This window comes from Aureisphaera sp. (assembly GCF_059726885.1).
Window position 1 is genome coordinate 2,041,150 of the sequence record NZ_AP041051.1, and the last position, 25,870, is coordinate 2,067,019.

The 25,870-nt window shown below is 41.4% G+C and carries 25 protein-coding genes; 6 read left to right on the plus strand and 19 right to left on the minus strand.

The annotated features are described in order from the left end of the window. Window positions 1–567, minus strand: coding sequence for a LemA family protein (locus AC6JAD_RS08800; protein ID WP_461305363.1), 567 nt, complete (start codon window positions 565–567; stop codon window positions 1–3). A gap of 184 nt (window positions 568–751) precedes the next feature. Here AC6JAD_RS08800 and AC6JAD_RS08805 point away from each other — a divergent pair, with 184 nt between their 5' ends. Beyond that, window positions 752–976: a hypothetical protein gene (locus AC6JAD_RS08805; RefSeq protein WP_461305364.1), complete on the plus strand. Its 225-nt coding sequence runs from the start codon at window positions 752–754 to the stop codon at window positions 974–976. A 28-nt stretch (window positions 977–1,004) separates the two neighbouring features. On the opposite strand, the gene AC6JAD_RS08810 is transcribed toward AC6JAD_RS08805, so the two are convergent. Genes AC6JAD_RS08810 through AC6JAD_RS08825 form a run of 4 tightly spaced genes read right to left on the minus strand, consistent with a single transcriptional unit; the run spans window position 1,005 to window position 6,121 of the window. Continuing rightward, on the minus strand, window positions 1,005–2,420 hold the full coding sequence (locus AC6JAD_RS08810) for a TolC family protein (protein WP_461305365.1): 1,416 nt from the start codon (window positions 2,418–2,420) through the stop codon (window positions 1,005–1,007). Continuing rightward, window positions 2,417–3,778, minus strand: a complete 1,362-nt coding sequence (locus AC6JAD_RS08815; protein WP_461305366.1) for an HlyD family secretion protein — start codon at window positions 3,776–3,778, stop codon at window positions 2,417–2,419. Before AC6JAD_RS08815 ends, AC6JAD_RS08810 begins: the two co-directional genes overlap by 4 nt. 3 nt (window positions 3,779–3,781) lie before the next feature. Next, entirely contained in the window at window positions 3,782–5,443 is a 1,662-nt protein-coding gene (locus tag AC6JAD_RS08820; RefSeq protein ID WP_461305367.1) for a peptidase domain-containing ABC transporter, read from the minus strand. Window positions 5,444–5,452: 9 nt separating this feature from the next. Next, the gene (locus tag AC6JAD_RS08825; protein ID WP_461305368.1) at window positions 5,453–6,121 is read right to left on the minus strand and encodes a TetR/AcrR family transcriptional regulator; all 669 of its coding nucleotides are present in this window, start codon (window positions 6,119–6,121) and stop codon (window positions 5,453–5,455) included. A gap of 120 nt (window positions 6,122–6,241) precedes the next feature. Between AC6JAD_RS08825 and AC6JAD_RS08830 the strand changes: the two genes are divergently transcribed. After that, window positions 6,242–6,556 (plus strand): hypothetical protein, encoded by a 315-nt coding sequence (locus AC6JAD_RS08830; protein ID WP_461305369.1) that lies wholly within the window; start codon window positions 6,242–6,244, stop codon window positions 6,554–6,556. A gap of 178 nt (window positions 6,557–6,734) precedes the next feature. Then, window positions 6,735–8,957 (plus strand): catalase/peroxidase HPI, encoded by a 2,223-nt coding sequence (gene katG, locus AC6JAD_RS08835; RefSeq protein WP_461305370.1) that lies wholly within the window; start codon window positions 6,735–6,737, stop codon window positions 8,955–8,957. Window positions 8,958–9,039: 82 nt separating this feature from the next. Here the strand turns inward: katG and AC6JAD_RS08840 are convergent, their stop codons facing one another. The 14 genes from AC6JAD_RS08840 to AC6JAD_RS08905 form a co-directional block, all read right to left on the minus strand. After that, window positions 9,040–9,915: a sterol desaturase family protein gene (locus AC6JAD_RS08840; RefSeq protein WP_461305371.1), complete on the minus strand. Its 876-nt coding sequence runs from the start codon at window positions 9,913–9,915 to the stop codon at window positions 9,040–9,042. A 3-nt stretch (window positions 9,916–9,918) separates the two neighbouring features. After that, complete coding sequence (locus AC6JAD_RS08845; RefSeq protein WP_461305372.1) at window positions 9,919–10,881, minus strand: sulfurtransferase; 963 nt, start codon at window positions 10,879–10,881, stop codon at window positions 9,919–9,921. After that, window positions 10,865–11,338: a monoheme cytochrome C gene (locus AC6JAD_RS08850; RefSeq protein WP_461305373.1), complete on the minus strand. Its 474-nt coding sequence runs from the start codon at window positions 11,336–11,338 to the stop codon at window positions 10,865–10,867. The genes AC6JAD_RS08845 and AC6JAD_RS08850 overlap by 17 nt, the downstream gene beginning before the upstream one ends. Beyond that, window positions 11,339–12,559, minus strand: coding sequence for a sulfite oxidase (locus AC6JAD_RS08855; protein WP_461305374.1), 1,221 nt, complete (start codon window positions 12,557–12,559; stop codon window positions 11,339–11,341). A 185-nt stretch (window positions 12,560–12,744) separates the two neighbouring features. Next, on the minus strand, window positions 12,745–13,527 hold the full coding sequence (locus AC6JAD_RS08860; RefSeq protein WP_461305375.1) for an ABC transporter permease: 783 nt from the start codon (window positions 13,525–13,527) through the stop codon (window positions 12,745–12,747). Beyond that, on the minus strand, window positions 13,520–14,230 hold the full coding sequence (locus AC6JAD_RS08865) for an ABC transporter ATP-binding protein (RefSeq protein ID WP_461305376.1): 711 nt from the start codon (window positions 14,228–14,230) through the stop codon (window positions 13,520–13,522). The genes AC6JAD_RS08860 and AC6JAD_RS08865 overlap by 8 nt, the downstream gene beginning before the upstream one ends. Beyond that, entirely contained in the window at window positions 14,217–15,467 is a 1,251-nt protein-coding gene (locus AC6JAD_RS08870; RefSeq protein ID WP_461305377.1) for a nitrous oxide reductase family maturation protein NosD, read from the minus strand. The genes AC6JAD_RS08865 and AC6JAD_RS08870 overlap by 14 nt, the downstream gene beginning before the upstream one ends. Window positions 15,468–15,505: 38 nt before the next feature. Beyond that, window positions 15,506–15,949 (minus strand): nitrous oxide reductase accessory protein NosL, encoded by a 444-nt coding sequence (locus AC6JAD_RS08875; RefSeq protein ID WP_461305378.1) that lies wholly within the window; start codon window positions 15,947–15,949, stop codon window positions 15,506–15,508. A 1-nt stretch (window position 15,950) separates the two neighbouring features. After that, window positions 15,951–16,544: a hypothetical protein gene (locus AC6JAD_RS08880; protein WP_461305379.1), complete on the minus strand. Its 594-nt coding sequence runs from the start codon at window positions 16,542–16,544 to the stop codon at window positions 15,951–15,953. 115 nt (window positions 16,545–16,659) lie between these two features. Then, window positions 16,660–18,618: a Sec-dependent nitrous-oxide reductase gene (nosZ, locus tag AC6JAD_RS08885; protein ID WP_461305380.1), complete on the minus strand. Its 1,959-nt coding sequence runs from the start codon at window positions 18,616–18,618 to the stop codon at window positions 16,660–16,662. A 26-nt stretch (window positions 18,619–18,644) separates the two neighbouring features. Then, complete coding sequence (locus AC6JAD_RS08890) at window positions 18,645–19,217, minus strand: fasciclin domain-containing protein (protein WP_461305381.1); 573 nt, start codon at window positions 19,215–19,217, stop codon at window positions 18,645–18,647. A gap of 64 nt (window positions 19,218–19,281) precedes the next feature. Continuing rightward, window positions 19,282–19,791 carry a c-type cytochrome gene (locus AC6JAD_RS08895; protein WP_461305382.1) on the minus strand — a complete coding sequence of 170 codons (510 nt, stop codon included), beginning with the start codon at window positions 19,789–19,791 and terminating at the stop codon, window positions 19,282–19,284. A gap of 212 nt (window positions 19,792–20,003) precedes the next feature. Next, window positions 20,004–20,273, minus strand: coding sequence for a hypothetical protein (locus AC6JAD_RS08900; protein ID WP_461305383.1), 270 nt, complete (start codon window positions 20,271–20,273; stop codon window positions 20,004–20,006). A 105-nt stretch (window positions 20,274–20,378) separates the two neighbouring features. Next, entirely contained in the window at window positions 20,379–21,200 is an 822-nt protein-coding gene (locus tag AC6JAD_RS08905) for a universal stress protein (protein WP_461305384.1), read from the minus strand. 153 nt (window positions 21,201–21,353) lie between these two features. On the opposite strand from AC6JAD_RS08905, the gene rimP reads away from it, so the two are divergent. The 3 genes from rimP to infB are packed head-to-tail and all read left to right on the plus strand — an operon-like array spanning window position 21,354 to window position 25,834. Further along, window positions 21,354–21,815 (plus strand): ribosome assembly cofactor RimP, encoded by a 462-nt coding sequence (gene rimP / locus AC6JAD_RS08910; RefSeq protein ID WP_461305385.1) that lies wholly within the window; start codon window positions 21,354–21,356, stop codon window positions 21,813–21,815. An 11-nt stretch (window positions 21,816–21,826) separates the two neighbouring features. Continuing rightward, window positions 21,827–23,059 carry a transcription termination factor NusA gene (gene nusA, locus AC6JAD_RS08915; RefSeq protein ID WP_461305386.1) on the plus strand — a complete coding sequence of 411 codons (1,233 nt, stop codon included), beginning with the start codon at window positions 21,827–21,829 and terminating at the stop codon, window positions 23,057–23,059. Between the two features lie 60 nt (window positions 23,060–23,119). After that, entirely contained in the window at window positions 23,120–25,834 is a 2,715-nt protein-coding gene (gene infB, locus AC6JAD_RS08920) for a translation initiation factor IF-2 (protein WP_461305387.1), read from the plus strand. The last annotated feature ends 36 nt before the right edge of the window (window positions 25,835–25,870 follow it).

Here is a 25,870-nt window from a genome sequence, read left to right on the forward strand (position 1 = left end):
CTAAGATGAAAAGTCAACTTTTATGTTTTCACGCTCCGCCTTCGTTGTTTCGAAATAGTCGAAATGCTGGTAACCAAACATCCCCGAAAAGATCACGCCAGGGAAGCTCTCGCCATAGGTATTGTTCTCGCGGACGGTTCCATTGTAATAACGTCTACTGCGTTCTAGGTTTTCCTCGATCTCGTTGAGTTTTTCTTGAAGTTGGATAAAGTTGGTGTTGGCTTTTAAATCTGGGTAGGATTCACTTAAAGCGAAGATGCTTCTCAAGGTTTGTTGCAAGGCATTTTCCGCTTTTATTTGACCATTGATATCTCCAGCCGGCACGGCTATGGCACTGTTGCGTGCTTGTATTGCACGTTCCAAGGTTTCCTTTTCATGTGCTGCATACCCTTTTACGGTTTCTACCAAATTGGGGATGAGATCGTAGCGGCGTTTCAAAGCGACATCAATATTGCTCCAGGCATCTTTTACCAAATTTCTATTCTTTACGAATTTGTTAAAGATTACAATGGCAATTAAAACGATAAGGCCTAAAAGAATGGGAAGAACGATGAGAGTGAGATTCATGTTTTTATTGTATTGGTTAGTCTGATGCTGAGAATGTTACAGCATTTGCCACTAAGGTACCAACTTTTTACGAAGTTTAAATGATTTTGGGCCTGAGCCCCAATCGTTAAAGAATTGCTAATCAGTTTTTAAAATTCATTTTGTTTAATTAAATTTATTTAAGATTAAACAAAAAATAAACGCTATGGATTTAATAAATGAAGCATTAGTATTTGAAAAAGCCAAAATGAGTCATATGTCTACCAGCGATCGGGTAAAAGCTTCAAGGGAAGCCAAACGACTTATATTAGCCATCAATGAAATTTATAAGAAGACCCGGGAAGGGGAACTTATGGATTTAATGAAACGTCTTACCACTAAGAAAAGAAAAATTGAAAAACGCCTAAGGATGGTTCCATTGGGAATCTAAAAGGAGCCCCGCTAAATGCGGGGCTTTTTTATAGGGTTAATCCAAGGGCATTGTACAATCCCACAGTTGCTTTCAGCGATTTTATCTCAAGTGAATTCTTCTTTAATCTGGATTCTATAAGTTTTTGTTCACGGGCATTTATTAGGAACAGGGAACTCTCTCCCAGTTCGAATTTTCGCTCCTCTGCCCTTACCAGCTTTTCATAGTCACTTACAATTGAAACGATGAGATTCTGTTGTTTTTCTAAAGAGCTGATTTCCTGGTTTGTTGCGGCAATGGTGTTTTGCAATTTCAGGGAGGTGTTCATCCGGTCCAAATTGGCGTCTTTCAATTTTAAATTTGCCAAACGGGCATCCCCTCTTTCCTTTCGCAGGAATAAGGGCATTTGAAATGTAATTCCACCTTTATAGTCCGCCGTGTTCAAGCCAGACAGTTCATTCACGTCGGGTGTTAGAAAATTGTATTCCAAATTTACCTTTGGAAGTAATTTATTCCGTTTTAAGGATCGATCTACCCGAAGGCCATCAATTTTGGCATCCAAACTACGCAGCTTGGGGTGATTCTCCATCAGTACGCTTGTATCCGTTATGCCATCGAGGGTTAGTGAGGCCCTGACGATTTCAACGGTGGGGGCATTAGGAAATACTCCTTCCTGTATTTCAAGGGGTACCTCATTTAACCAAAGGAAATTACTTGCTTTTAGGGCGGCTTTCAAGCGCTTCAGTTTTGCTGCCTCAAGATTTAACAAACGTGTTTCTAGGGTGATACGGGCTTCTGTGCTATCTATGGCTGCCTTATCACCGGCTTCCACACTTTGTTTTACCCCCTGAAAACGCTGTTGTGCATTGCTAAGGAAATTACTGAAAATAAGTTCTTCATTATACGCTTCCAACCAATCGAGGTAGGACTTGGTAGCTTCAAAAATTAAATCGTTCAATATGAGGTCACGTTCGGCTTTGGTTTGTTCCATAAAAAACTTGGCCTTACGCAAACTTGCCATTCGGTCATTGATTAGAAATCCTCTTGCAATGTCTAACGAGACACCTGCGCTATACAATCCATCTTCCGGCACAAAGAATTCCCGATTTAGAAAATCACCTGAATTTTGCTCAAAATTGGCTTTGAATTCGAATCCATACCAAGTAGGGATTTTAAAGGTGGCATTTAACTGGTCCCAATATTCTGTTCCCTTAAACTGTTTACGATCGTAATCCACCTCAATTTTCGGATCAAATCCTCCACGAGCCCTGAGCAAAGTGGCTTCTCCTTCTGTTAAGCGCAAGTCTGCTTGTTTCATTAAGGGATGGTGGGCTTTTACATAGCCTATAAATTCTTCATAGGACAACATATTCAGCGAAGTTGAATCTGTGACTTCCTGTGCTTTCGTGGGGATACCCAATAAGCAAAGTATGGCAAGAAGACTATATGTAATTATCGATCTCATTTGCTCTTTTTCGATTTCGAATTCGATTCGTCGTTTTCAGGGGTGTAGTAGTTGGGGGGAAACCCGTTTAATCGGCGCCAAACCTCGTACCAAATTGGCACGTTGTCCAATAAGGCAATGGTATAAGCTCCCGATCCCACACGAACATTCTCAGGCCAGGTGCCTTGAAGCTCATCGGGTGCGATCAGGACACGAAACTTTCCATTTTCGCTTATAAAGGTTTCTACAGCCACAACTTCCCCTCCGAAAGTTCCGTAACTGGCATTGGGCCATCCACTAAAGAAAATAGCGGGCCACCCGTCAAACTGAATGCGTACTTTTTCACCCACATGAATAAGTGGTAGATCCAATGGGGCCACATAGGTTTCTACTGCCAGGTCATATTGAGATGGCATAATGCTTACCAAGCGCTCTCCCTCCTTAAATGTTTCTCCTAGACCTGCCCGTAGGGCTTTATTGATGAATCCATTTTGAGGAGCCGTAACGTAGTACATCGCACTTCTAATGCGGTAATTGGAGGTTTGATTCTCCAATTTTGCAACATCCGCCTCCGCTTCAAATTGCGACGAAGCGGCCGTGGCCCTTTCACTTTGAGCCTTGGCTACCTTATCGGCATACTCTGCGGCAATTCTACTCACTTCTACGCTGGCGTTGATGAGCTGATTTCTGCTGGCCAGTAATTTATTTTCTTGAGAAACAAGTTTGGCCAACATTTCCTGTTGTTTCAAACGTTTTTCTTCTACATCGGTAACGGCTTTTAGACCCTCACCTTGAAGCGTTACTGTTCGATCGTACTGACGTTCGGCGATTTGATAGTTATTTCGAATGGCTTCTAAATCGATGCTGTCCGAAACCACCTTTAGCCGTGATTGCTGCAATTTATTTTTGGTCTGCTCCAGTTTAAGGGAACGCTCCCGCTGCAAAGCAGCAATCTGATTATCTAATGCCACTATTTTATCCTTATAAGAGCCAACCGAGCGTGTTTTAGCTTCGCGCTGCTGAACGGTACGATTTACCAATTGGGGATCCTGATATTCGGTCTTAATCTCAGAAATATGTAAGATGGTATCTCCCTTTTTTACAAAATCGCCTTCCCTTACATACCACCTTTCAATACGACCGGGAATAGGCGATTGTATTGTCTGGGGTCTTTGATCTGGTGTTAGGGTGGTCACGTATCCATTGCCTGTTACATTCTGCGTCCATGGTAGAAACAAAATGATAAGGGCAATGATGGAAAAAGCGATTAGAAACCGATTAAAGTACCGGTAATGGTTCGTTCTATTGGCTTTTTGGTAAGCAGAGAACTGCTCCAGTTTTACCTTTTTATTTACATTATTATGTGTGATGTTCAACATGATTTATGCGTTTAAAAGGGTTCTGTCCTTAAGTATGATACTACGTCCGCATTGGGTTTCCCATTGGGAATTCCTACTGGAAACGATTAAAATCCAAGGTCTTTCTGGCGAAATGAGGTATTCTATAATTCTACCTACTTCTTTCGCTTCGAAATGTTCTAATGGATCCTTTAGGAGTAGGATTTTTGGCTCGTTAATAATGGCTCGTGCCAAAACGATTCGTTTCGATATGGTATGTGGTATCTGTTTTCCTTCGGAATAAATGACGGTGTTGAGCCCTTGGGGCTGCTCTTTTACAAAATCTACGAGACCAACCGCTTTCACCACTTCATTTAATCGTGATGTTTTAATGGAAGGATCCCCAAAAGTGATGTTTTCGGTAATGCTTCCTTCAAAAGGCAATTGCTCTGGTAACACCTGGCCCACCATACTTCTGAAAGCATTGGTGCGAATACCTTCTAATGAAACATCATTTATGTAAAAATTACCACTTGTGGGAGAGATTAATCCGGAAAGTAACTTTAAAAGGGTGGTTTTTCCAGAACTGTTCCCACCTTGGAGCATCACGCGCTCCCCGGGTTTAAACCTTGTGCTAATGTCCCTTAAAATAATGTTGCCATCTGGGGTTTTATATTCCAGTCTATCCAATTCAATGGTCAATGAATCCGTATTGTCGAAAGGACTAAGTCCTTCCTGGAGCTCTAGGTCTTTGTCTACTACCTGGCCTATTTTTTCCAAGGAGGTAATAACGTCATAGAAGGTTTCCAGTCCCGTGATTAACTTTTCAACAGAGCTAATCACCAAAAGGATTATGATTTCGGCGGCGACGAATTGTCCAATATTCATTTGCTGGTTCAGCACGAGGAATCCTCCAATAATTAGTAGTCCTGCAGTAACCAGGACCTTAAATCCTATTAATTGCGTAAACTGAAGCAACAATACCTTAAAGTGACCTTCGCGCGCTTCTAGGTATGAAGAGGTGAATTCGTCATTGCGCTGCATGGCCAAGTTTGTTTTGCCCGAGAGTTTAAAACTAATAAGGGACCGTGCAATTTCTTGAATCCAATGGGCCACGCGGTATTTGGCCTGGCTTTCCTGAAGGCTGGTGTCCAAACCTTTTCTAGCGGTATATTTAAAGACCACATAAATAAGGGCAACCAAAAGAATTCCGTAAATAATGAAAAATGGGTGGTAAAAGGAAAGCAAGAGCAATCCAAATACGATCTGAAGTGCGGCAGCGGGAAAGTCGATGAGTACCTTAGACAGTCCTTTTTGAACCGTGAGAGTATCAAAGAAGCGATTGGCCAACTCTGGGGGATAAAAATTGCGGAGCTCATTCATTTTTATTTTGGGGAATCGGTAGGCAAATTCGAACGAACTACGCATGAATATTTTCTGCTGAATGTTCTCCAATATTCGAATTTGCATGAGCTGTAAACCTCCCTGAAAACCAACCCCTAAAGTAACCAGTATCACAAGGACGATCCACGAAGTGCTTATTTGAGCACCTTGAATGAGGTTAATAATGGCCTGAATTCCCAAGGGTAGGGACAATGCAACCAATCCGGCGAAAATCGCATAAAAGATGATTTGACGAATGTCCTTATAATCCAGCTTTAATAGTCCTACAAAACGCTGCCAAGGCGTCATAGTTTCTTTTTTCATAGCAAGTTTTTAAGCAATTGTTTTAAATACAAGGTCTGTGTAAAATCGAACAATGTTGTTTTTGCCTTCTTCGAAGTCTGTAAGTGAGGGCAAATGTTTGGAGAAAAAGCGCTGGTGGTGCGCCCCTTCAATTACTGTGGAAATGAGCATATGCGGAAACTCGAAATCGGGATTAATGGCCAAGACCATGTCACTTACCCGCTGCACTACACGCTTGTAGGTCTTGTAAAACCCTTTTTTGTTTTCCTTGTCCACGTCCTTTATAAGATATGCTTTACTGGATTCGGCTATTATTATTTTGTGAAGTAAGACTTCATTTATATAGGAAAAGCTGTTGTCTTCTGTTACGCGTTGCGTTAATAATTGAAGGGCAATCCTCAGTTTGTCCGTTGGGTCAGGCATACTATGTGTCGTGAACACAAGACGATACTCCATCCAACTCCAATACCAGTTTACCAAATAGATGAGCAACGAGTGCTTACTGTCGAAATAACGGTAAATGGAACTTTCGTTAGACCCGATTTCGACCCCTAATTTCTTGAAAGTGAAAGATTCAAAACCCAGTTCCACAAGCATTTCGATGCTTTTGGAAACAATTCTCTGACCCAATTCTGAAGATTCTGGGTTTTTGGTATACAGCTCTGGGTTAATGGTTATTTGAACACCTAATTTATCCATATCAATTAAATTATGCTCAAAATTAATAGTAATACTATCAATTGCTAATTATTTAACTATTTTTTATGAATGTTAAGCTTTCGGGTGGTTATTTTTGATTGAAATCTAAACCGTACCCATATGATGTCGCTTCAGGTAGTCTCCCAGGACAAAGAGTTGCTCAATGATGTTGCAGGATTTTTGCTTAAGGAAAATTTGATCGTAAACGCCATTATAAGTCACGAACATGTATCGAATACTCTTGATGGAGATCAAGTAGTTTCGCGTCCCATCTTTCTTTTAAAAGGTATTTCCAAATCCTTATTGTTTGGTCTTATCAATAATATGATGTGCGAAAAATATGGCGATCGTATGCCATTGGTATATTCCGAACCAATCATATTAATTGACCCAAAACATACCGAGGCCTTTATGGAACAACTCAGAAAAATCTGAGGTTTCACAACTTCTGTCTTCCATTAAACGACTTAGGGGACTCATGCCTACAACGTGCTCATACTGGGTATAAACCCCTCTAATGAATTGATAGTTTTTATTGATCGAAGGTATAGGTAGAATAAGATAAGATTATTCTAAATTTGAGGGAAAACACAATCACTTAATCTTACATAAAATGGAAAACAACCCGCATGCTAATGATAATTTATCGGACATGAACGAGGCTGCAGCAAGTATGTGTCCTTTTCTTAATGGGACTAATAAAAATACTGCTGGCGGTGGTGTGAAAAATCGCGACTGGTGGCCAAACGAATTAAAACTGAATATTCTGCGTCAACACGCATCGGAGTCGAATCCTATGGGAGGCGATTTCGATTATGCAAAGGCGTTTAATAGCCTGGATTATGCCCAACTTAAACAAGAGGTAACCGACTTAATGACCGAATCACAAGATTGGTGGCCCGCCGACTACGGACATTATGGTGGACTCATGATTCGTATGGCTTGGCACAGTGCAGGAACCTACAGAGTGGGCGACGGTCGTGGTGGAGCAGGAGGTGGAAATCAGAGATTTGCACCCATAAACAGCTGGCCTGACAATGGAAATTTGGACAAGGCAAGATTATTGCTTTGGCCGATTAAAAAGAAATACGGACGAAATATTTCATGGGCCGATTTAATGATATTGGCCGGAAACTGTGCCCTGGAATCCATGGGCTTTAAAACCTTCGGCTTTGCAGGAGGACGTGAAGATATCTGGGAGCCAGAACAAGATGTATACTGGGGAAGTGAGACACAATGGGGAGCCAATGAGGATCGTTATGAGGACGGAGAATTGGAAAACCCTTTAGCGGCTGTAATGATGGGATGGATTTATGTGAATCCAGAAGGTCCTAATGGCAATCCGGATCCAATGGGTTCTGCAAAAGATGTAAGGGAAACATTTGGGCGTATGGCCATGAACGATGAAGAGACAGTAGCATTAGTTGCCGGAGGACATACTTTCGGAAAAGCTCACGGAGCAGCAGATCCCAATAAATATGTAGGACCTGAACCGCATGGGGCATCGATTGAAGAAATGAGCACAGGATGGAAAAATTCTTTCGGAACGGGTGTTCTAGAGGATACGATTACCAGTGGAATTGAAGGAGCTTGGACACCGAACCCAACACAGTGGGATCACGATTATTTTGATGTATTGCTCAACTATGATTGGGAATTGACTAAAAGTCCTGCAGGGGCACATCAATGGACCCCAACAGCAGCGTCGAACGCAAGAATGGCACCAACCGCTGGGGATCCAAACGGAAAGCAGGCTTTAATGATGACCACTGCCGATATTGCTTTAAAAACCGATCCTGCATATCTTGAAATTTCCAAAAAATTTCACACGGACCATAAGGCTTTCGAAGATGCTTTCGCAAGAGCTTGGTATAAACTAACCCACAGGGATATGGGGCCAGTAGATCGTTATCTAGGACCCGAAGTTCCACAAGAGGAATTGTTGTGGCAAGATCCGATACCCAAGGTGGATTACACTTTGAGCGACGCCGACATAGCGTCCTTAAAGAATATGATTTTGGCATCTGGTCTAACGGTTTCCCAAATGGTAACAACGGCTTGGGCGTCTGCCTCAACATTTAGGGGATCTGATAAGCGTGGTGGTGCAAATGGAGCACGTATACGATTGGAGCCTCAACGCAGCTGGAACGTAAATAACCCTGCAGAGTTAGATAAGGTATTGAAGGTGTTGGAAGGTATTCAGAATGCATTCAATGGAGAGGTATCTATGGCAGACCTTATTGTTTTAGCAGGTAATGCCGGTGTTGAAGAAGCGGCAAAAAATGCTGGGCATGATGTGAAGGTGCCGTTTTCCCAAGGGAGAGGGGATGCCACGCAAGAACAAACAGATTTAGAATCTTTCAGTTATTTAGAACCTATCGCTGATGGATTTAGGAATTATATCAAAACTGATTTGCAGATTGCGGCGGAAGATTTACTCGTGGATCGTGCCAACCTATTAACCCTTACGGTTCCGGAAATGACCGTTTTGGTAGGGGGACTTCGCGTACTGGGTGCCAACTATGACGGTTCCAGCAATGGGGTTTTTACAGATAACGTAGGTCATTTAAGCAATGATTTCTTTATCAATTTATTGGATTTCACATATACATGGAAAGCCACTTCTGACGATGATAGATACTTTGAAGGGAGCAACCGTATAACTGGAAATGTGAAATTTAAAGGAACACGCGCCGATTTAATTTTTGGTTCTAATACGGAACTAAGGGCAATTGCCGAAGTGTATGGTGCAAATGATGGTCAGGAAAAATTTGTAAATGATTTTGTGTCCGCATGGGCCAAAGTAATGGACTTAGACCGTTTCGATCTAAAATAAGCTTGTAATTAGTACCATCAACGTGGAATAATGTTCCAGTTGAATATATTGAAACCCCGTTCTTCCAAAAGGTTCGGGGTTTTTATTTGGATGGCTTTCTAAACCCGTAAAAAAGTTGTCCCCAAAATCCTTTGGGAAAGCGGTCATCCCCTTCAAACCCCAATTCAATAGTGCCGCTATCTTCTGGAATGTAGTTTGTGCCAAACAGGTAATCCCAGAGGCTCAGGCTAATACCGAAGTTTACCCCATACGTTCCTTCAGGCAATACATAAGAGTGATGATACAAATGCATTACAGGATTATTGAGTAGGTATTTAAGTGGTCCCCAGGTAATTTTAATATTGGAGTGATTAAAATGACCAATGGCAATAGCAAGAAAATGAACAATAAAAGCTTGTTCTGGTTCAAAACCACCTAAAATCATTACCCCAAAGGTTTTCAACGGCTTGTAAAGAATGTTTTCCATCCAGTGATAGCGCAAATGGGCCGCAAATCCCATTTCCTTTACGCTGTGGTGTACTTTGTGAAATTGCCAAAGGAGTGGATACTTGTGCAGTAGAATATGTGTGAACCATTGCACGAAATCCAAAATGATAAAGAAGATCAATAACTGCAGCCACGAAGGCCAAGTGGCGATATCAATAAGGGCTAAAGAGGTCATGGTAATGTTTAATTCGCCAAACCCCAATTCAATTAGTTTATATATGCCACTTACGGCTATGGAAAAGATGAAGAAATTGAAGAACATATAAAAACCATCCAGCCAAAAATCTTTTCTAAAAATCGACTGTTCTTTCCGCCAAGGAAAGAGAATTTCCAAAGTCCAAACAAGTAATGAAATAAGGATAAGCCCCCAAAAATAATTTTGATACCACGGGACATCGAAAATAATAGAACTCCAGGTCCAATCGGCTGTTCCGATGATCGCGTTTACAATAGCATCTATATACTTTTCCATAGTTTATTGCAATATAGTGGTTGTACTATCGATTTCAATGGGCAATTGTTCTGTATGACTCCATTCAGTCCATGAACCATCATAATTCCTTACATTTTTATACCCTAATAGTTCGGTTAGTACAAAGGTAGTGTGTGCGGAGCGAACTCCAGTATGACAATAGGTTACTATAGGGTGGGATTTCTTAATATCGAGTTTGGAGTAAAGACGTTCTAGATCCTCATAGGATTTAAACCTGCCATTGTTATCATAATCTACGGCTTCGGACCAATCTATAAGAATGCTCTCTGGGATCCTTCCGGCTTTTGCGGCTCCTTTTTTGTGACGTTTTCCTGAATACTCATCTTGTGATCTTGTATCTAGAAGTAGCAATGGAGCTGCAGTTCTTTCTAGTATTAGGGAGTCTTTACCAATAAACAGCTTCATAGAACCATCTTCAGGTAAAATAAAGGTAGTTGGATGAGTTTCATGTGTTTCCAAGGTCGTGATACCACCCATTGCTTTCCAGCTTTCCAAGCCTCCGTTCAGAATCTTTACATTTTGGAAACCATAGTTTTCCAGAACCCACCACAATCTGGCGGCATCGCAAGATCCTCGATCATCATAGACGACGAGTGTGTCTTTGTTGTTAATTCCTAGTTTGCTAAAAAGGATCTCAATAGTTTCTTTCGTTGCCATCATTCCACTAAAGGGGAAGGAGTCATCTTCGATATCGCTTCTCCACATATGTATGGCGCCGTCTATATGACCTAAGTCGTACTCCTTTTTTTTCCTGAAATCGATTACTTTCATATTAGGTTGATCAAGAATTGGCATCAGTTCAAGACTTTCAATAATATGATCGCTGCTAAAATACGATGACCTAGATTCGGGAATAACAGCTGTTTTTTGCTCTTTTTCTGCCTTTTGATTACAGGAAATAGATAGAATGCACGCTAGGATAATTGCATTAGTCTTCCAAATCATACCATTCTATATTTTCCAGCTGTTGCCTACGTCCTTTTTCCTGAATGGGGTAATTGGCCACTAGATAGTTGATAATAATTTCTTCATTCTTTCCCAGGTCCCATAGGTTCTGAGTTTCCTGCATCCAATCTATGGTGGCTTCCCATCGCTCTTTATTCATTCTATTTTGGGTCACCAACAATGCCGAATGGCAATTCGTGCAATTGTTTACCACTTCCATAAGACCTTCGGCCTCTATGAGTCCTGTTCGCACATGAATGCCATTTTCTATACGGTCGTCATCCACACTTTCAACATCCATATATGCCGAGGAAGTTTCCGCAGTAAGTGAAGTGAGGTTAGGATCTATGATCAAGTAAACCAGAAAACAAATAATGATACCGAAAAAGGCCAAAAAGACTATAAATCCTTTGTAAATAATCTTAACGGTCTTTTTAAATTCCTCTTTCTTGTCCATTTATGCAACTTTCACAGCAATTCGATGACACGCATTGTTGAGGTAACCCTTGGGGTTCCAGCCCGGCAATAGCATAGGTTGACTTTTTCCCGATGCGTCAGTCGCTCTGGCCCATATTTCGTAATAGCCTTGCTTTGGCAAACGAACAGTTGCAGCAAAGTGTTGCCATGCCAAGCGATTGGCTGGTTTTTCTAAGGAACAACCGTTCCAAGTCGATCCGAAGTCTATGGAGTATTCCACTTTAGCCACTTCCAGTTCGCCAGCCCAGGCATGTCCCCTAATGTCTACTTCAGTAGTCGATTTTAAGACAGCTCCTGTCCGAGGGTAGGTGATAAGGGATTTCACGGGCATGGATTCTATAATGCACATGTCTTCGTCCTTTACTTTAGCACCGGGCTCAACTGGGTCGCATGGAACACGGTAGGCTGTGCCCGTCATCTTGGTGCCATCATGCACTTTGTTGCGAACACTAATGCCATTAATCCATTTTCCGGAAGCAGAAGCAGGCCAACCCCCGGCGACTAACCGCAATGGATAGCCATGTGCCAAAGGAATATCCTTTCCATTCATTTTAAAGGCAAGTAATGTTTCCTCTTGAAAGGCTTTTTCTATCGGGACTCCTCTGGAAATAGGTTCTTTGTCAGGGTCGCCACTTAGATGTGTGTCTGCCGCATGATACCCAATATAAACCGCATTGTCGCTAATGCCAACGTCTTCCAAAACATCCCGCAATCGAACCCCGGTCCATGAGGCGCAGGCTACTGCACCTACTGTCCATTGGTTCCCCTTGGCGGGTGGATCGAATTCACTCCTTCCATTGCCACCACATTCCAACGTTAGCTGATAGGTATAGTGTTTAAATTTTTCTTGTAGTTCTTTTAAGGTATATGTTTTTTCTTGCGTAACAGCCTCCCCTTTAAAAGTTATTGACCAAGTAGAGCTATCGATTTCTTTCGGGATAATACCGTTATTGCGAATAAACATATACTTGTTCGAGGTCACTTTTTCATCCAAAAGATGAGCCTTGGCTTCCATATTCCAAGGTTTATTGTTTAAGACTACCATCCTTGTGTCCTTGTCGAACATTTTGAATGGATCTGGGTCTTGCAAAAACAAAGGGGAATAACCACGGGGTATCAAGTTTCCAAAAACTATTTCGACACCCACCAAACTGCTGAGTGAGGTTAATGCAGCTTTCTTTATGAAATTCCTTCGTTTCATGATGGAGGGTTATTTTTTTGGTTCCCTAAAAGTAATTAAAACCTCGGTATGTGCCATAACAGGTGCGAAATTAGGTATGGATTCACACTTTTGGTTTTCTTCGGACGTACTGGAGAATGGCCTTGATCATTCTTGTATAAATAAGAAATTCAATTACTTACGGATGTTTTGATCAGCAGCTCATCCTAAAAGTCCTTTCGGTTGGATTGCCTATGAATGAAGGCAACGGGAATAAGTATCCACGAGCAAAGTGCAGTAAACGATATGAGCATACCCCAACCCGTACCGAAAAACTTCTGAAATAGCGCTCCCGTATATCCCATCAAGGCCGAAATGTCCAGCTTAAGTAATATGAGTACTCGGGAAAGGTCGATAGGATTGAAAATGGTTGCTCCAATGGAAAAAGTGTCTAGTGGATATTCTTCAAAAACCAAAAGTGAAACAAGAAATAGGCCATCGTAAATGATAGCCATGAACAACCAAAGTAGTATGGCATAACCAAAGCCCTTAATTTTGTTTTCGTTTGCGAGGCCAATGTTGAAGGCCAATGCGGTAAATATGAGGGTAAGAAAAGTACCTGTTACAAGCAATAGGGTAAAATTCCAAATAGCAGAAGACATAAAGATGCCATACACCACAAAGGGTATGCCCAGACCAATAATTAAACTAAGCGATAGTGAAACTGCGACTCCCAAATATTGTCCAATAAATATTGAGGATCGCTTTACAGGTTGTGCAAGGAGCAATTCCGTGAATTCTTTGGAGTTGTAATAATACATAGTTCCAAAAACAGTACTGATAAGAGGAACCAGAATAATAATGACGTTCATTAATGTAATTACTGCTTTGGAAAGATCATTGTTAAGAAATAGGAGTACCACCCCCAAAAGTAAATAGAACAGTAAGTAAACGTAGCTCCAGCGGCTACGTGTTAAATCGAAAAAGCTATATTTTAAGATTTTAAGCATGTTCCTTTGAAAATAGCGCTGCAATAGCATGTTCAAAATTCGTTTCTCCTGTTTGAGCTTTTAGTGCTTCAATAGTTCCTTTAAAATAGATCTTTCCTTCAAGTAAAAACACCAGGTTGTTAGTTACTTCTTCTACGAAACTCATTATGTGTGACGTGATCAGAATGGTTTTGCCCTTTTTCTTTTCGGTAGCAATGAGATCTTTCAATTGAATCAGTGAGGCTGGGTCCAATCCGGTGGTGGGTTCATCTAGGACTAATATGGGGGTGTCGAACATTAAGGCAAGTACGATATTTACTTTTTGCCTCGTTCCTCCCGAAAGCGTATTCATTTTTTTATGTAGGAAAGAACCCAATCCAAATAGTTGGATGAGATACTCTTCTTGAGATTCTGTATTGCCTCGCAAGTCCTTGATCATGTCAATCAATTCTTTGACCGAAAGGTTGTTCGGGAAATTTGCAATTTGAGGTAGGTAATCTATTTGCCTTCGGTACTTGAAGCTTTTTTGAAGTGGATTCCCTTGCACAGAGATGCTTCCGGAGGTAGGAAGTACCATGCCCAGAATACTTTTTATAAGGGTGGTTTTACCTGATCCGTTAGGCCCAAGAATGGCAAAGGTTTCCCCTTCCATTACTTCCAAGTCAATACCATTTAGTACAGGGTTCTTTCCGAATTTCTTATGTAATCCCTCAATCTTTATCATGTGGTATTGGTTTCATTAATGGTTGGGTATCTAACAAGTTGTCCGGGGTAAAAACGGGCGATACCTTTTCAGAAAAATTAATGATGTCCGTAAAAAGGCTTCGCATTAAAATGATGGCTTCTGGGGTACGGTTTACCACATAGGAAAAAAGCTTAACGGGACGATAGGGGATATCTCCTATATTGTTGTTATCCAAATCATATCCTGTATAATTGGACCAATAGTTTTGTTGGAAAACATTGTCGTTCAACTTACTGTTGTAAGCAAGGTCGAAGGAGTTGTATAGAAAATTATTCCTTTCGAAACGATTGGCATAACAAGCCCCTCTCGATTTAATAGCCCATCCATTGTTTCTGAAGTCGTTTTTTTGGTAGTTTACCCTATTAGATCCTTCAATACTGATTCCAATGGTATTACTCTCGAAGCGGTTCCCGATAATTTCGGCATCGTTTATTTCCTTCAACAATAAACCATAGGATGCAGGCCCCCAATTGTTGATAAAGGAATTGTCAAACATTTGGATTTCCTTAGAGAACATGACGGCGACACCTGCTCCATTATTTTCAAAAGTATTATTGCTGTAACTGTCATGGTTGGAGAACATGAAGTGCAGTCCGTACCTAATGTTATTGTGGCTGTAGTTGCCGGATAAATTGCAATTATTGGCAAATTCTAAATAGATACCATCGCGCACGCCGGATATTTCATTGTTGTGCACTTGTATGTTTTCACTATACCATAATTGTATACCATTACCAGAATTAAACTCCTCCTTGGCATTGCCTGCAATTGTGTTATTCCGAACCATACCATTGTTCGCTTTTTCAAGATATATCCCAAAGAAGAGATTTTCCAAGGTTACATTCTGAATCGTGAAATGGTCCGATCTTGCTACCCTTATGGCGGCATGGTCTTCGGTATAGCTTGTTCCTACATTGATTACTCGAATACCATCAATGATTACACCATCTGAAACAATTTTAATGATTTCGCCTTTTTCCCCGCCATCGATGGTTGGGAGGCCCTCTCCCATGAGTGAGATGGACTTGTCTATAATGATGCCATGCTCTTTGTAGGTTCCAGGTTTTAGGATTAGTGTTGTTCCGGGACTGGCATCATGAATGGCCTTAGCAATGGAAGTGTAATTGCACGTTTCGCATACAGTAATGGTCTGGGCATGCAAGTAATTGCAGCACAGAAGAAGTGCAAAGGTGATATGCGATCGTATAAATTTCATGCTCAACTAATTCTCATAAGTTGGTTATAACTGTTTTACTACTGAAACTCCATGTGCTCAAGAATGTATTTTTGAATCTCTTCCCAGGTATATAGCTCTCCGGTTTTTTCCTCCCGAAGGTCGATTGCCATTCCTTGAGAAGACAAGGCGCAAAGGTTCGCTCTCATAGGGCTTGTTATGTTTGGAGAGACGAGAAAGGTGGCAGATTGAGCATCGATTAGCTGGTCTGGCGTACTATAATCTGTGACCAGGAAATGTGAAATAGAAGCAATGCCTAAGTCCTGCAAGGAATGGATCATACATTCGGCAGCATCGAATTTATACGCTTTTCCTTTTTGGGTCACTACTTGAGCCGCATGCTGCCTATCTACGATAGTCATACTACAATAGTGGCAGCTGTCTTCGCCAAAATGGATTTCCCTTGGCCCTGTTTGGCAGGCTGCCAAAAAAAATAGGGACAATATGTAGTAGAAACTTTTCATATTAATTAGAGTTGGATTTTTCCCTTTTTCCCACAAAGAATGATACTAGTGAGAGTGCAATTCCAAGACCGAGCATGTAAGCGCCCATTTGGGGGTAGGAGTGTGCAGTAAAGTTTAAGATATCTTTGGACCCAAATAAGGGAGGTTGAAATCCCATTACGGACCCATCGGGATTTGTGAATTTCATGATCGCTTTTGGGTCTAAATCGTGCCCATAATCATGCTCCCAGAGGTAAAAATCGTAGATTCCTGCAGCAGCCAATAGTACCATTACAATGAACCAGGCTAAAAACCATTTATAATTTGCCTTAAGTCCAATGATTATTCCCAAAATAAACATCACAATTATTACTGCCGGAAATATTTTGAATTCTGGAATGGTCTCTGGAATATATTTCATGCCCACATAATGATTCATGAGATTGATGTTCTTGATATCGTGGGGATTTTCATCTGCGAAGTCATTAATGTAAATATCCATTCCCAATGGGATGGGATATTGTGGGGCTTCCAGTTTAATGTTCCAGAGCGGAAATAAAAATAGACCCAAAATGAGTGCTGAACTCAACAACATGAGCAAGCGTGATTTCTTCATGACATTAAAATTTTTGGAATGCATTTCGATCATTTGTAAGCTTTTAAAACAGGCTAGGACACAAAGGCCCTAGCCTGAACGGGAAACCGATCGCATAATTTCCCTAACTAAAAAACTAATCTTCACCCAATGACCAAGACAATGGTAGGTCTGATGTGCTCGGCGAAACCCGAACATAACCTTGCATTTCTTGGTGCAGGGCAGAACAGAAGTCGGTGCAATAAAATGGCCATACGCCTACCTGTTTAGGTTCCCAGACAAAGGTTTCGGTCTGCCCGGGCATTATGAGCAGTTCGGACGTATTCGCACCGATCATACTTATTCCATGGGGAACATCGTAATCCTGTTCCAGATTGGTAACATGGAAATATACCTTATCACCCACCTTAATTCCTTCAATATTATCAGGGTTGAAGTGACTTCTTATGGTCGACATATAAATACGGACTGTTTTTCCATCCCTTTCCACACGCGCTTCCGCTTCCGAAGTGATAGCGTGAGGGTGTTCGTTTTCTTCGAGTTTATAAATCTTCTTAGAGTTTTTCATCACGATATCGGCACGAATACCAGCTGCATAATGCGGTTCCCCAACGGTAGGAAAGTCCAATAACAATTCCATTTTATCCCCACGTATGTCATAAAGTTGTGCAGATTGAGTTACCTCCGGTCCCGTAGGTAGGTAACGATCTTTGGTAATTTTGTTCATGGCCAATACGTAGTCCCCAAATGGCTCACGTGAATTTCCCCCGGGAATCATAAGGTGTCCTACCGAGTAGTAACAGGGTTGTCTATCCAATACTTCCCAGGTTCCCACTTTCCATTTCACCACTTCCGAAGAAATAAAGAAAGTCGTATATCCATTTCCATCAGCATCGAACTCTGTATGCAATGGGCCAAGTCCAGCTTGTTCCACTACACCAGCGAGCACATCTTCAAACTTAAGAATGGGTATTCCATAAGCATCTCCATCGAAACTCTCAGCTTCGATTGCTGCTTTCATTTTGGTGAATGAATGGACCGTTAAATTGGCAGATAGTTTACCGTTACCTACAATGTATTCCCCAGTTGGATCCACATCGCATCCGTGAGGTGATTTAGGGGTAGGCAATAGGTACACCAATCCAGGAAGTTCTGAGGCATCGAGCATAAGAACTTCGTCTTTCATGGTTGAGGTTGCCATCTGGGTTTTATGGTCATAAACGTTATGGGCATAATTGGCCGGCATTTTTTTGCCTTTGCCTTGCGCGATGTATTCTTCGGCTTTTTTCCAATTTACGGCGGCAATAAAGTCCTTATCATTTTGCGAAGCATTTACTTCCATTAGCGTGCTTGACTCTTCCGAGTTGTATGTGGAAAAGAACATCCAACCATGGGAAGCTCCTCGTCCAGGGTGTGCTAGGTCATAATCGAACCCTGGCATGAGAATTTGAAAGCTAAGGTCCATGCCTCCATCATCTGGATCTACACTTATAAATGTAAGCGAACCTTTAAAGTTCCCTTTATACTCCTTAATGGGCATGTCCCTTTGTGGGATAGGAACAGAAAAGCGCGTTCCGGCAACAACATATTCCGTGTTTTCCGTTACGAATGCCGAACTATGATTTCCCGCACTGTTTGGGATTTCCAGAATCTCGGTCGTCTCGAAAGTGGTGAGATCTATTTTTGCGATTCGAGGAGTGTTGTTTCCATTTATGAATACCCATCGTCCATCCACAACTCCGTTTGTCTGTGAAATGTCTGGATGGTGGGAATCATCCCAAGGAACGAATCCGTGAGAAGTATTGAGCATGGGTTTGGTCTCTTCGCTATATCCCCAAGCTTTTTCTGCATCTTGGGAAAAAACAGGGATTACCTTGAAAAGTCTACCCGAAGGCAATCCGTATACAGAGAGCTGTCCACTAAATCCACCAGAGATGAAAGCGTAATACTCATCGTACTCTCCGGGAGCCACATAAACCTTTTCTGCGGCGTTGGAACCCAAGGCTCCGTTTGTTTTTGTAGAAGTGGATTGGTTACAACCAATGAATAGCAAAAGGGTTGCAACTACAACTGTTAGTTTTATTATTTTTTTCATAATCGTATGGGTTTTCTTGGTTAGGGTTAGTTTGCAGGTAAAATCACTTTGTCAACAACATGTACAATACCATTACCGGCAGGAACACTACCTATTATCTTGGCGCCACCCACGTATACATCTTCGCCTTTGACTTCTACGGGGATGTTTTCATTACTGGCTTGGCCTAATGATTTGAATTTCTTTAGAAACTCTTTGCTGTAATTACCAGGAGTAACATGGTGTTTCAGGATGTATGCTAATTGTTCCTTGTTTTCAGGTTTAAGGAGGTTTTCTACTGTACCTTCTGGTAACGCAGCAAATGCTTCGTTAGTAGGTGCAAAAACCATTAGCGGTCCTGTGTTTACCAATGCATTTTCAAGTTCTGCTGCCTGTACAGCAGCCACAAGGGTAGTATGGTCCGGCGAACCTATTGCGATGTGCAGAACCGTGGGCTTGGCTTCGTCATCCTTTAAGAATGCCTGACCTTGTTTCTTGGTTGTTGAAGCTTCCGTCTCTGGGGATGCTGAAGCCGTCTTTGGGTCATTTTGGGATTGGTCTTTGCAACTAGTGGTAAGTAGGATTCCTAGTACAAGCAGCAAATTGATAAGTGCTTTCATGGAATTCGTTTTTATGGTTAATTAAGTTTTATAGTGCGCGATCGTTTATTCTGTTACATGCTCATTACATTTTTAGCGTCCTAAAATATTCCAGTATGCTTCTGGCTTCTTCCTCTGTTAAACTCTGGTTAGCCATTGGCGATCCATTATAGTCTATAAGAAGCTGTTTGGCGATTGGGTCATTCTTTACCATGCCCTCGGGATCTAGAATCATATTCATGATCCATTCTGGGGAACGGCGCTCCATTATTCCAGCAGGGGCAGGCCCAATAAATCTTTTAGTGGGTTTATGGCAAGCCGTACATTTTAGTTTAAAAACCTCGGCACCTGTTGCCGCCATTGCGTTATCGATCTCAGTGGGTAAATCTAAGTTCTTAATGGGACCAACGCCTTTGTTGTTGAGGTCGATCGCCAATGCGCTTTCGGCATTGTCCTTTGGGGTTTCCTTGACGGATTCTTTCTTTGGGGTGCCTATTTTCACCTGTTCTTTTTCAGGGTTTTTATCTCCGTTTCCCCCACAGCTCATTAGTATGACTGATATGAGTAGTATTATGGTTTTCAATAAGTTATTCATAGTGTTCATGTTGGAAGTTCTTTCAAAATTAGACCCCTAGGCGTTCTCATTCTATGACTTTAGTCATGTTTTATGAGCGACCTTTTAATGGTAAAAACCGATTGAATTTCTTTGGATTAGGCGAGCTGGAGGTTTGTTGGCAAGTGAATAGTTTGCATACAGATAAGGCTCCCGAAGGAGCCTTATTACTACTAATAATTAATTGTGATCTATTATGAATTCTCGATTTCTTGACCTTGCATAGTGGCCAAGGTGAGTTCCATCATTGCCTTGCCAAATGGATCATTACTGAAATCCCACCTCATGGAAACATTTGGTTCTATATGTTGCAGCGTTACGAAATCACGGGTTAAGTATCCTACCAATCTGTGGTACTCATCGAAACTGTAAGCGCCTTCATTTTTCATTTCTTGGGCAAGCTTGAATTGGTCTTCCAATTGAAGCTGCATTTTGAACGGATTGTCATTTAGTTGGCTTCTCATAACGCATTTGGTATGGGTTCGTTAAGGAGAAATCAAGTTGCGTGCCAAACTAAATGCTTGAGGGATCAAGCAATTGTAAACATTTAAAAATCAAGCTTATAAAACTTAAATTTTAAAGGTGATAACAGGCATGTTTGCATGGTTCACTAAATCCTCACTAATACTACCATTAAAAAAATGGGAGATACCTTTTCGTCCATGGGTACTCATACCTACAAGCTGGGCATTATGATCGCGGGCAAAACCTAAAATGCCTTTTTCCACGGAGGTTTCATTATAAATATTAAGGGTATAGTTCTCTTTGGCAATTCCATTCATAAAGTTGTTCATCATGGCATTTGCCTCTGCCGATGTCTTGAAACCACTTGGGGTGTTTACGTACAAAAGATGCATTTTAGCACCCACATCCTTAGCAAATTTTTGTGCTTTGCCAAAAGGAATCCTGCATTCATCCGAAAAATCGGTCGCAAACACAAAATCGTTTATGGCGAAGTTTTCATGTTCATTCTTAATAACCAACACAGGAATCTGGGAAGTACGCACTACCTTCTCGGTATTACTCCCAATAAACATTTCCTTAAAGCCACTAAGTCCATGCGATCCCATGACGATGAGGTCGATTTCCTTTTCCTTCACCGTCTGCTGCACATCGTCGTAGATTTCCCCATGTCCTATGGCTTCATGAATTTCTAAATCTGCCAAATACGGTTTCTCCAAGATTTTTTCAAATTCCTTTTCAGCAAGCCTAATAAAATAGAGGGATTCAGGTAACGCTCCTGCTGAGCCCATGTCGTTTATGTGCGAAGGCAAATTAAGGGAGTGTTCCAAATAAATTGCACTATTATTCTTTTTGGCAATTTGAGCTGCAACTTTTAATGCATTTTCGGCTTGCGAGGAAAAATCGGTGGGGACTAAAATACGTTTCATAAGTGTATAAATTGGAAGGATTTAGCCCAATTAAATTACAAAATAATATTGACCTCTTCGACTTTTATTATCTCGAAAAATATAGTATATTTGCACCGAATTTAAGAGCAACAAGGCGAGGGGACGGGAAGTCCCCTCTTTTTATAGCCAAAATTGATGCAGGAGAAAGTAAAGGAATTGTTGGGAAAAGCATTGGAGGAAAACCCTTCCTTGTTTTTAATTGATCTGGAAATCAGACCCGGAAATCAGATCCGTGTTATTATAGATGGGGATCAAGGTGTTAAGGTGGAAGATTGCATTGCCGTGAGTCGTGCCATAGAGCATAATCTGGATCGGGATGAAGAGGATTTCTCATTGGAAGTACTATCAGCGGGAGTTTCCGAACCGTTGTCAGAGGTACGGCAATACCGAAAAAATGTAGGCCGAAAGTTAAAGGTGAAAACTGGAGGCGAAACCATAGAAGGTGAATTGGTGAATGCAGGAGAAGAAAACATTACCCTTCAATGGAAGGCAAGGGAACCGAAACCAGTTGGAAAAGGAAAAGTAACTGTTCAAAAAGAGGCAATAGTGCCTTATGAAAATATTGTAGAAGCAAAAGTTATGATAACATTTTAATTTAGAATGATATGGAAAATTTAGCGTTGATCGAATCTTTTTCAGAGTTCAAGGATGACAAGATGATAGACAGGGTTACGCTTATGGCGATCCTGGAGGATGTGTTTAGAAATGCATTGAAGAAGAAGTATGGAAGTGATGATAACTTCGATATCATTATTAACCCCGATAAAGGGGATTTGGAGATTTGGAGAAACCGTATCGTAGTTGCAGATGGAGAGGTAGAAGATCCTAATGAAGAGATCTCCCTAACTGAAGCGCGCAAGATTGAGGATGACTTTGAGGTTGGTGAAGATGTGTCAGAGGAAGTAAAACTGATCGATTTGGGACGTCGTTCTATTTTGGCATTACGCCAAAACTTGATATCGAAGATCCATGAACACGATAACACCAATATTTATAAACAATTCAAGGAACTGGAAGGTGATATTTATACAGCAGAAGTACATCACATTCGTCACAGAGCTGTAATTTTATTGGATGACGAAGGAAATGAGATCATCCTTCCAAAGGAAAAGCAAATACCATCCGATTTCTTCAGAAAAGGGGATAATGTGAGAGGTATTATTGAAAGCGTGGAATTAAAAGGGAATAAACCCGCCATCATAATGTCAAGGGCAAGTCCCATATTCTTGGAGAAATTGTTCGAGCAGGAAATTCCTGAAGTATTCGACGGCCTAATTAATGTGAAGAAGGTGGTGCGAATTCCAGGCGAAAAAGCAAAAGTAGCTGTAGATTCATACGATGATCGTATAGATCCAGTAGGTGCTTGTGTTGGAATGAAAGGTTCCAGAATTCACGGAATTGTGCGCGAGTTGGGGAATGAGAATATTGATGTAATCAATTATACCAATAATCTTAACCTTTTCATTACACGTGCGTTGAGCCCAGCTAGGGTAACATCCATTAATATTGATGAGGAGAACAAGCGTGCCGAAGTGATTTTGAAACCGGAAGAAGTGTCCAAGGCCATTGGTCGTGGTGGGCATAACATTCGTTTGGCAGGTCAATTAACCGGGTATGAGATAGACGTGTTGAGGGAAGGAGCAGAGGAAGATGTAGAGTTAACTGAGTTTAGCGATGAAATAGAAGATTGGATTATCAATGAATTCAAGAAGATTGGATTGGATACCGCCAAGAGCGTATTAGAAAAAGATATTTCTTTCTTGATCAATGGAACTGATCTGGAAGAAGAGACCATTCAGGAAGTGGTCAACATATTGAAAGAAGAATTTGAAGAGTAGTCGAAAGTTTGACTACATTTACGATTCCAATAATAAAATAGAATAACAGGAAAGCAGTTTATGGCTGAAGTAAAAACAATGAGACTTAGTAAAGTACTAAGGGAATTCAACATCTCACTGGATCGTGCTGTGGAGCATTTGGCTTCTCATGGTTACGATATAGAGGCACGTCCTACTACCAAAATTAGTGATACTGAATACCAAGTGCTTTTCGATGAATTTCAAACCGACAAGAGCAAAAAAGTTGCCTCCAAGGAAGTAGGAGAGGAAAAGCGAAAGGAGAAGGAAGAGTTGCGCTTGGCACGTGAAAAGGAGTTGGAGGAAAAACAATCCGAGTCTCGCGTTATTAAAGCCGAAGCTAAACTGGAAGGGCCGAAGCAAGTTGGTAAGATTGATCTAGAAGGAGCCAAGCCAAAGAAGGAAGAAGTCAAGGAAGAAGCTCCCAAGGAAGAAGTCAAGGAAACCCCTAAACCTACCCCTAAAAAAGAAGAAGCCCCTAAGAAAAAAGAAGAGGCTAAAAAAGAGGAGGTTAAGAAAGAGGTAGTAGCCAAAAAGGAGGAAGCTCCTAAGGCTAAAGTAGAAGAAAAGAAGGAGGAAAAACAGGAGGTCGAAGCTGAAGTGTCTAAAGGACCGGATAAGGTGAAAACCCAGTATCAGAAACTGGATGGGCCCAAGTTTACGGGGAATAAAATTGATCTTTCTAAATTCAAAAAGCCCGAGAAGAAAAAAGATCCTAAGAAGGACGATAAACAAAAGGCAGAGAAGAAAACCAAGCGTCGTAGAATTAGCAAAGGACCTTCTCAAGGAGGTAATAACTATAGGGATAACAGAGGAAAAGGTAAAGGAAGAACGCACGTACCTAAGGAAGAGCCGAGTGAAGAAGAAGTACAAAAGCAAGTAAGGGAAACCTTAGAGAAGCTACAAGGAAAGACTTCTAAAGGTAAAGGAGCTAAATATCGTAGGGAAAAGCGTGATATTCACAGGCAAAAGACAGAAGACGAACTAGCTCAATTAGATGCTGAAAGCAAAATCCTGAAAGTAACCGAGTTTGTTACGGTTAGTGAGGTAGCTACGATGATGAATGTTCCTGTTACGCAAGTAATCTCTGCTTGTATGTCTTTGGGGATGATGGTAACTATGAATCAACGTTTGGACGCCGAAACCCTTAGTATTGTAGCGGACGAATTTGGTTTCACAGTAGAATTCGTAACTGCGGATATTGAAGAAGCCATTCAAGATGTGGAAGACAATCCAGAAGATCTTGAAACTAGGGCGCCTATTGTAACCGTAATGGGTCACGTAGACCACGGTAAGACTTCTTTACTGGATTATATACGTGAAGAAAATGTAATTGCTGGTGAGTCCGGAGGAATTACCCAGCATATCGGAGCCTATGGGGTAACCCTTGAAAGTGGGCAAAAAATAGCCTTTTTAGATACTCCAGGTCACGAAGCCTTTACGGCGATGCGTGCACGTGGAGCACAGGTGACCGATTTAGCCATTATTGTGGTAGCGGCAGATGATGATATCATGCCACAAACGAAGGAAGCAATTTCCCATGCGCAAGCTGCTGGGGTTCCTATCGTATTTGCCATAAATAAGATTGATAAGCCTACGGCAAATCCAGATAAGATTAAAGAAGGTTTGGCAGCCATGAACCTGTTGGTAGAAGATTGGGGAGGAAAAATCCAATCCCATGATATTTCAGCCAAAACAGGTCAAGGGGTAAACGAACTGTTGGAGAAAGTATTATTGGAAGCGGAGCTTCTGGAACTGAAAGCTAATCCGGATAAAGTAGCCAATGGTACTGTTGTAGAGGCGTTCTTGGATAAAGGACGTGGATACGTTTCAACTATTTTGGTACAAGGGGGAACCCTTAAAATAGGGGATTACGTATTGGCTGGGCAACACAGTGGAAAAGTAAAAGCCATGCACGATGAGCGTGGAAAGAAAATAAAAGAAGCAGGGCCTTCTACACCCGTTTCAATTTTAGGATTAGACGGAGCGCCTCAGGCAGGGGATAAGTTTAATGTCTTCGAAGATGAGCGCGAGGCGAAGGATATTGCGACCAAGCGTACACAATTGCAACGTGAGCAGAGTGTGAGAACGCAGCGTCATATTACACTGGATGAGATCGGACGTCGAATTGCTTTGGGTGATTTCAAGGAATTGAATATCATTCTGAAGGGAGACGTGGACGGATCTGTAGAAGCATTGACAGATTCATTCCTGAAACTGTCTACCGAGGAAATCCAAGTGAATATCATTCATAAAGGAGTGGGTGCCATTACCGAAAGTGATGTCTTGTTAGCATCTGCTTCCGATGCCGTAGTGATTGGATTTAATGTACGCCCAATGGGTAATGCACGTCAGTTGGCTGATAAGGAAGAAATTGACATCAGAATGTACTCCATTATCTATGATGCGATCAATGACCTGAAAGATGCGATGGAAGGAATGTTGTCTCCAGAAATGAAGGAGGAAATCACCGGTACCGCCGAAATCCGTGAAACGTTTAAAATCTCGAAGATTGGAACGATTGCTGGATGTATGGTAACCAATGGTAAAATCTTTAGAAATTCCGGTATACGTTTAATCCGCGAAGGAGTAGTGGTGTTTACGGGTGAATTGGCTTCCTTGAAGCGATTTAAGGACGATGTGAAAGAAGTGTCCAAAGGATATGACTGTGGTATGCAGGTGAAAAACTACAACGACATTAAAGAAGGTGATATTATAGAGGCCTTCCAGGAAGTTGCGGTGAAGAAGAAGCTGTAATCAAACCCAGCAATGATAAAAGAAAAGCGACCCTAG

Bases quoted from the DNA above. Each gene is read 5' to 3' on its own strand.
- AC6JAD_RS08850 (WP_461305373.1), bottom strand. From the start codon at position 11,338: ATGGACAAGAAAGAGGAATTTAAAAAGACCGTTAAGATTATTTACAAA.
- AC6JAD_RS08860 (WP_461305375.1), bottom strand. From the start codon at position 13,527: ATGCTTAAAATCTTAAAATATAGCTTTTTCGATTTAACACGTAGCCGC.
- AC6JAD_RS08870 (WP_461305377.1), bottom strand. From the start codon at position 15,467: ATGAAATTTATACGATCGCATATCACCTTTGCACTTCTTCTGTGCTGC.
- AC6JAD_RS08845 (WP_461305372.1), bottom strand. From the start codon at position 10,881: ATGATTTGGAAGACTAATGCAATTATCCTAGCGTGCATTCTATCTATT.
- AC6JAD_RS08810 (WP_461305365.1), bottom strand. From the start codon at position 2,420: ATGAGATCGATAATTACATATAGTCTTCTTGCCATACTTTGCTTATTG.
- AC6JAD_RS08865 (WP_461305376.1), bottom strand. From the start codon at position 14,230: ATGATAAAGATTGAGGGATTACATAAGAAATTCGGAAAGAACCCTGTA.
- AC6JAD_RS08815 (WP_461305366.1), bottom strand. From the start codon at position 3,778: ATGTTGAACATCACACATAATAATGTAAATAAAAAGGTAAAACTGGAG.
- nosZ (WP_461305380.1), bottom strand. From the start codon at position 18,618: ATGAAAAAAATAATAAAACTAACAGTTGTAGTTGCAACCCTTTTGCTA.
- AC6JAD_RS08875 (WP_461305378.1), bottom strand. From the start codon at position 15,949: ATGAAAAGTTTCTACTACATATTGTCCCTATTTTTTTTGGCAGCCTGC.
- AC6JAD_RS08890 (WP_461305381.1), bottom strand. From the start codon at position 19,217: ATGAAAGCACTTATCAATTTGCTGCTTGTACTAGGAATCCTACTTACC.
- AC6JAD_RS08905 (WP_461305384.1), bottom strand. From the start codon at position 21,200: ATGAAACGTATTTTAGTCCCCACCGATTTTTCCTCGCAAGCCGAAAAT.
- AC6JAD_RS08900 (WP_461305383.1), bottom strand. From the start codon at position 20,273: ATGAGAAGCCAACTAAATGACAATCCGTTCAAAATGCAGCTTCAATTG.
- AC6JAD_RS08800 (WP_461305363.1), bottom strand. From the start codon at position 567: ATGAATCTCACTCTCATCGTTCTTCCCATTCTTTTAGGCCTTATCGTT.
- AC6JAD_RS08805 (WP_461305364.1), top strand. From the start codon at position 752: ATGGATTTAATAAATGAAGCATTAGTATTTGAAAAAGCCAAAATGAGT.
- AC6JAD_RS08880 (WP_461305379.1), bottom strand. From the start codon at position 16,544: ATGAAGAAATCACGCTTGCTCATGTTGTTGAGTTCAGCACTCATTTTG.
- AC6JAD_RS08825 (WP_461305368.1), bottom strand. From the start codon at position 6,121: ATGGATAAATTAGGTGTTCAAATAACCATTAACCCAGAGCTGTATACC.
- katG (WP_461305370.1), top strand. From the start codon at position 6,735: ATGGAAAACAACCCGCATGCTAATGATAATTTATCGGACATGAACGAG.
- AC6JAD_RS08840 (WP_461305371.1), bottom strand. From the start codon at position 9,915: ATGGAAAAGTATATAGATGCTATTGTAAACGCGATCATCGGAACAGCC.
- AC6JAD_RS08895 (WP_461305382.1), bottom strand. From the start codon at position 19,791: ATGAATAACTTATTGAAAACCATAATACTACTCATATCAGTCATACTA.
- nusA (WP_461305386.1), top strand. From the start codon at position 21,827: ATGGAAAATTTAGCGTTGATCGAATCTTTTTCAGAGTTCAAGGATGAC.
- AC6JAD_RS08820 (WP_461305367.1), bottom strand. From the start codon at position 5,443: ATGAAAAAAGAAACTATGACGCCTTGGCAGCGTTTTGTAGGACTATTA.
- AC6JAD_RS08855 (WP_461305374.1), bottom strand. From the start codon at position 12,559: ATGAAACGAAGGAATTTCATAAAGAAAGCTGCATTAACCTCACTCAGC.
- infB (WP_461305387.1), top strand. From the start codon at position 23,120: ATGGCTGAAGTAAAAACAATGAGACTTAGTAAAGTACTAAGGGAATTC.
- AC6JAD_RS08830 (WP_461305369.1), top strand. From the start codon at position 6,242: ATGATGTCGCTTCAGGTAGTCTCCCAGGACAAAGAGTTGCTCAATGAT.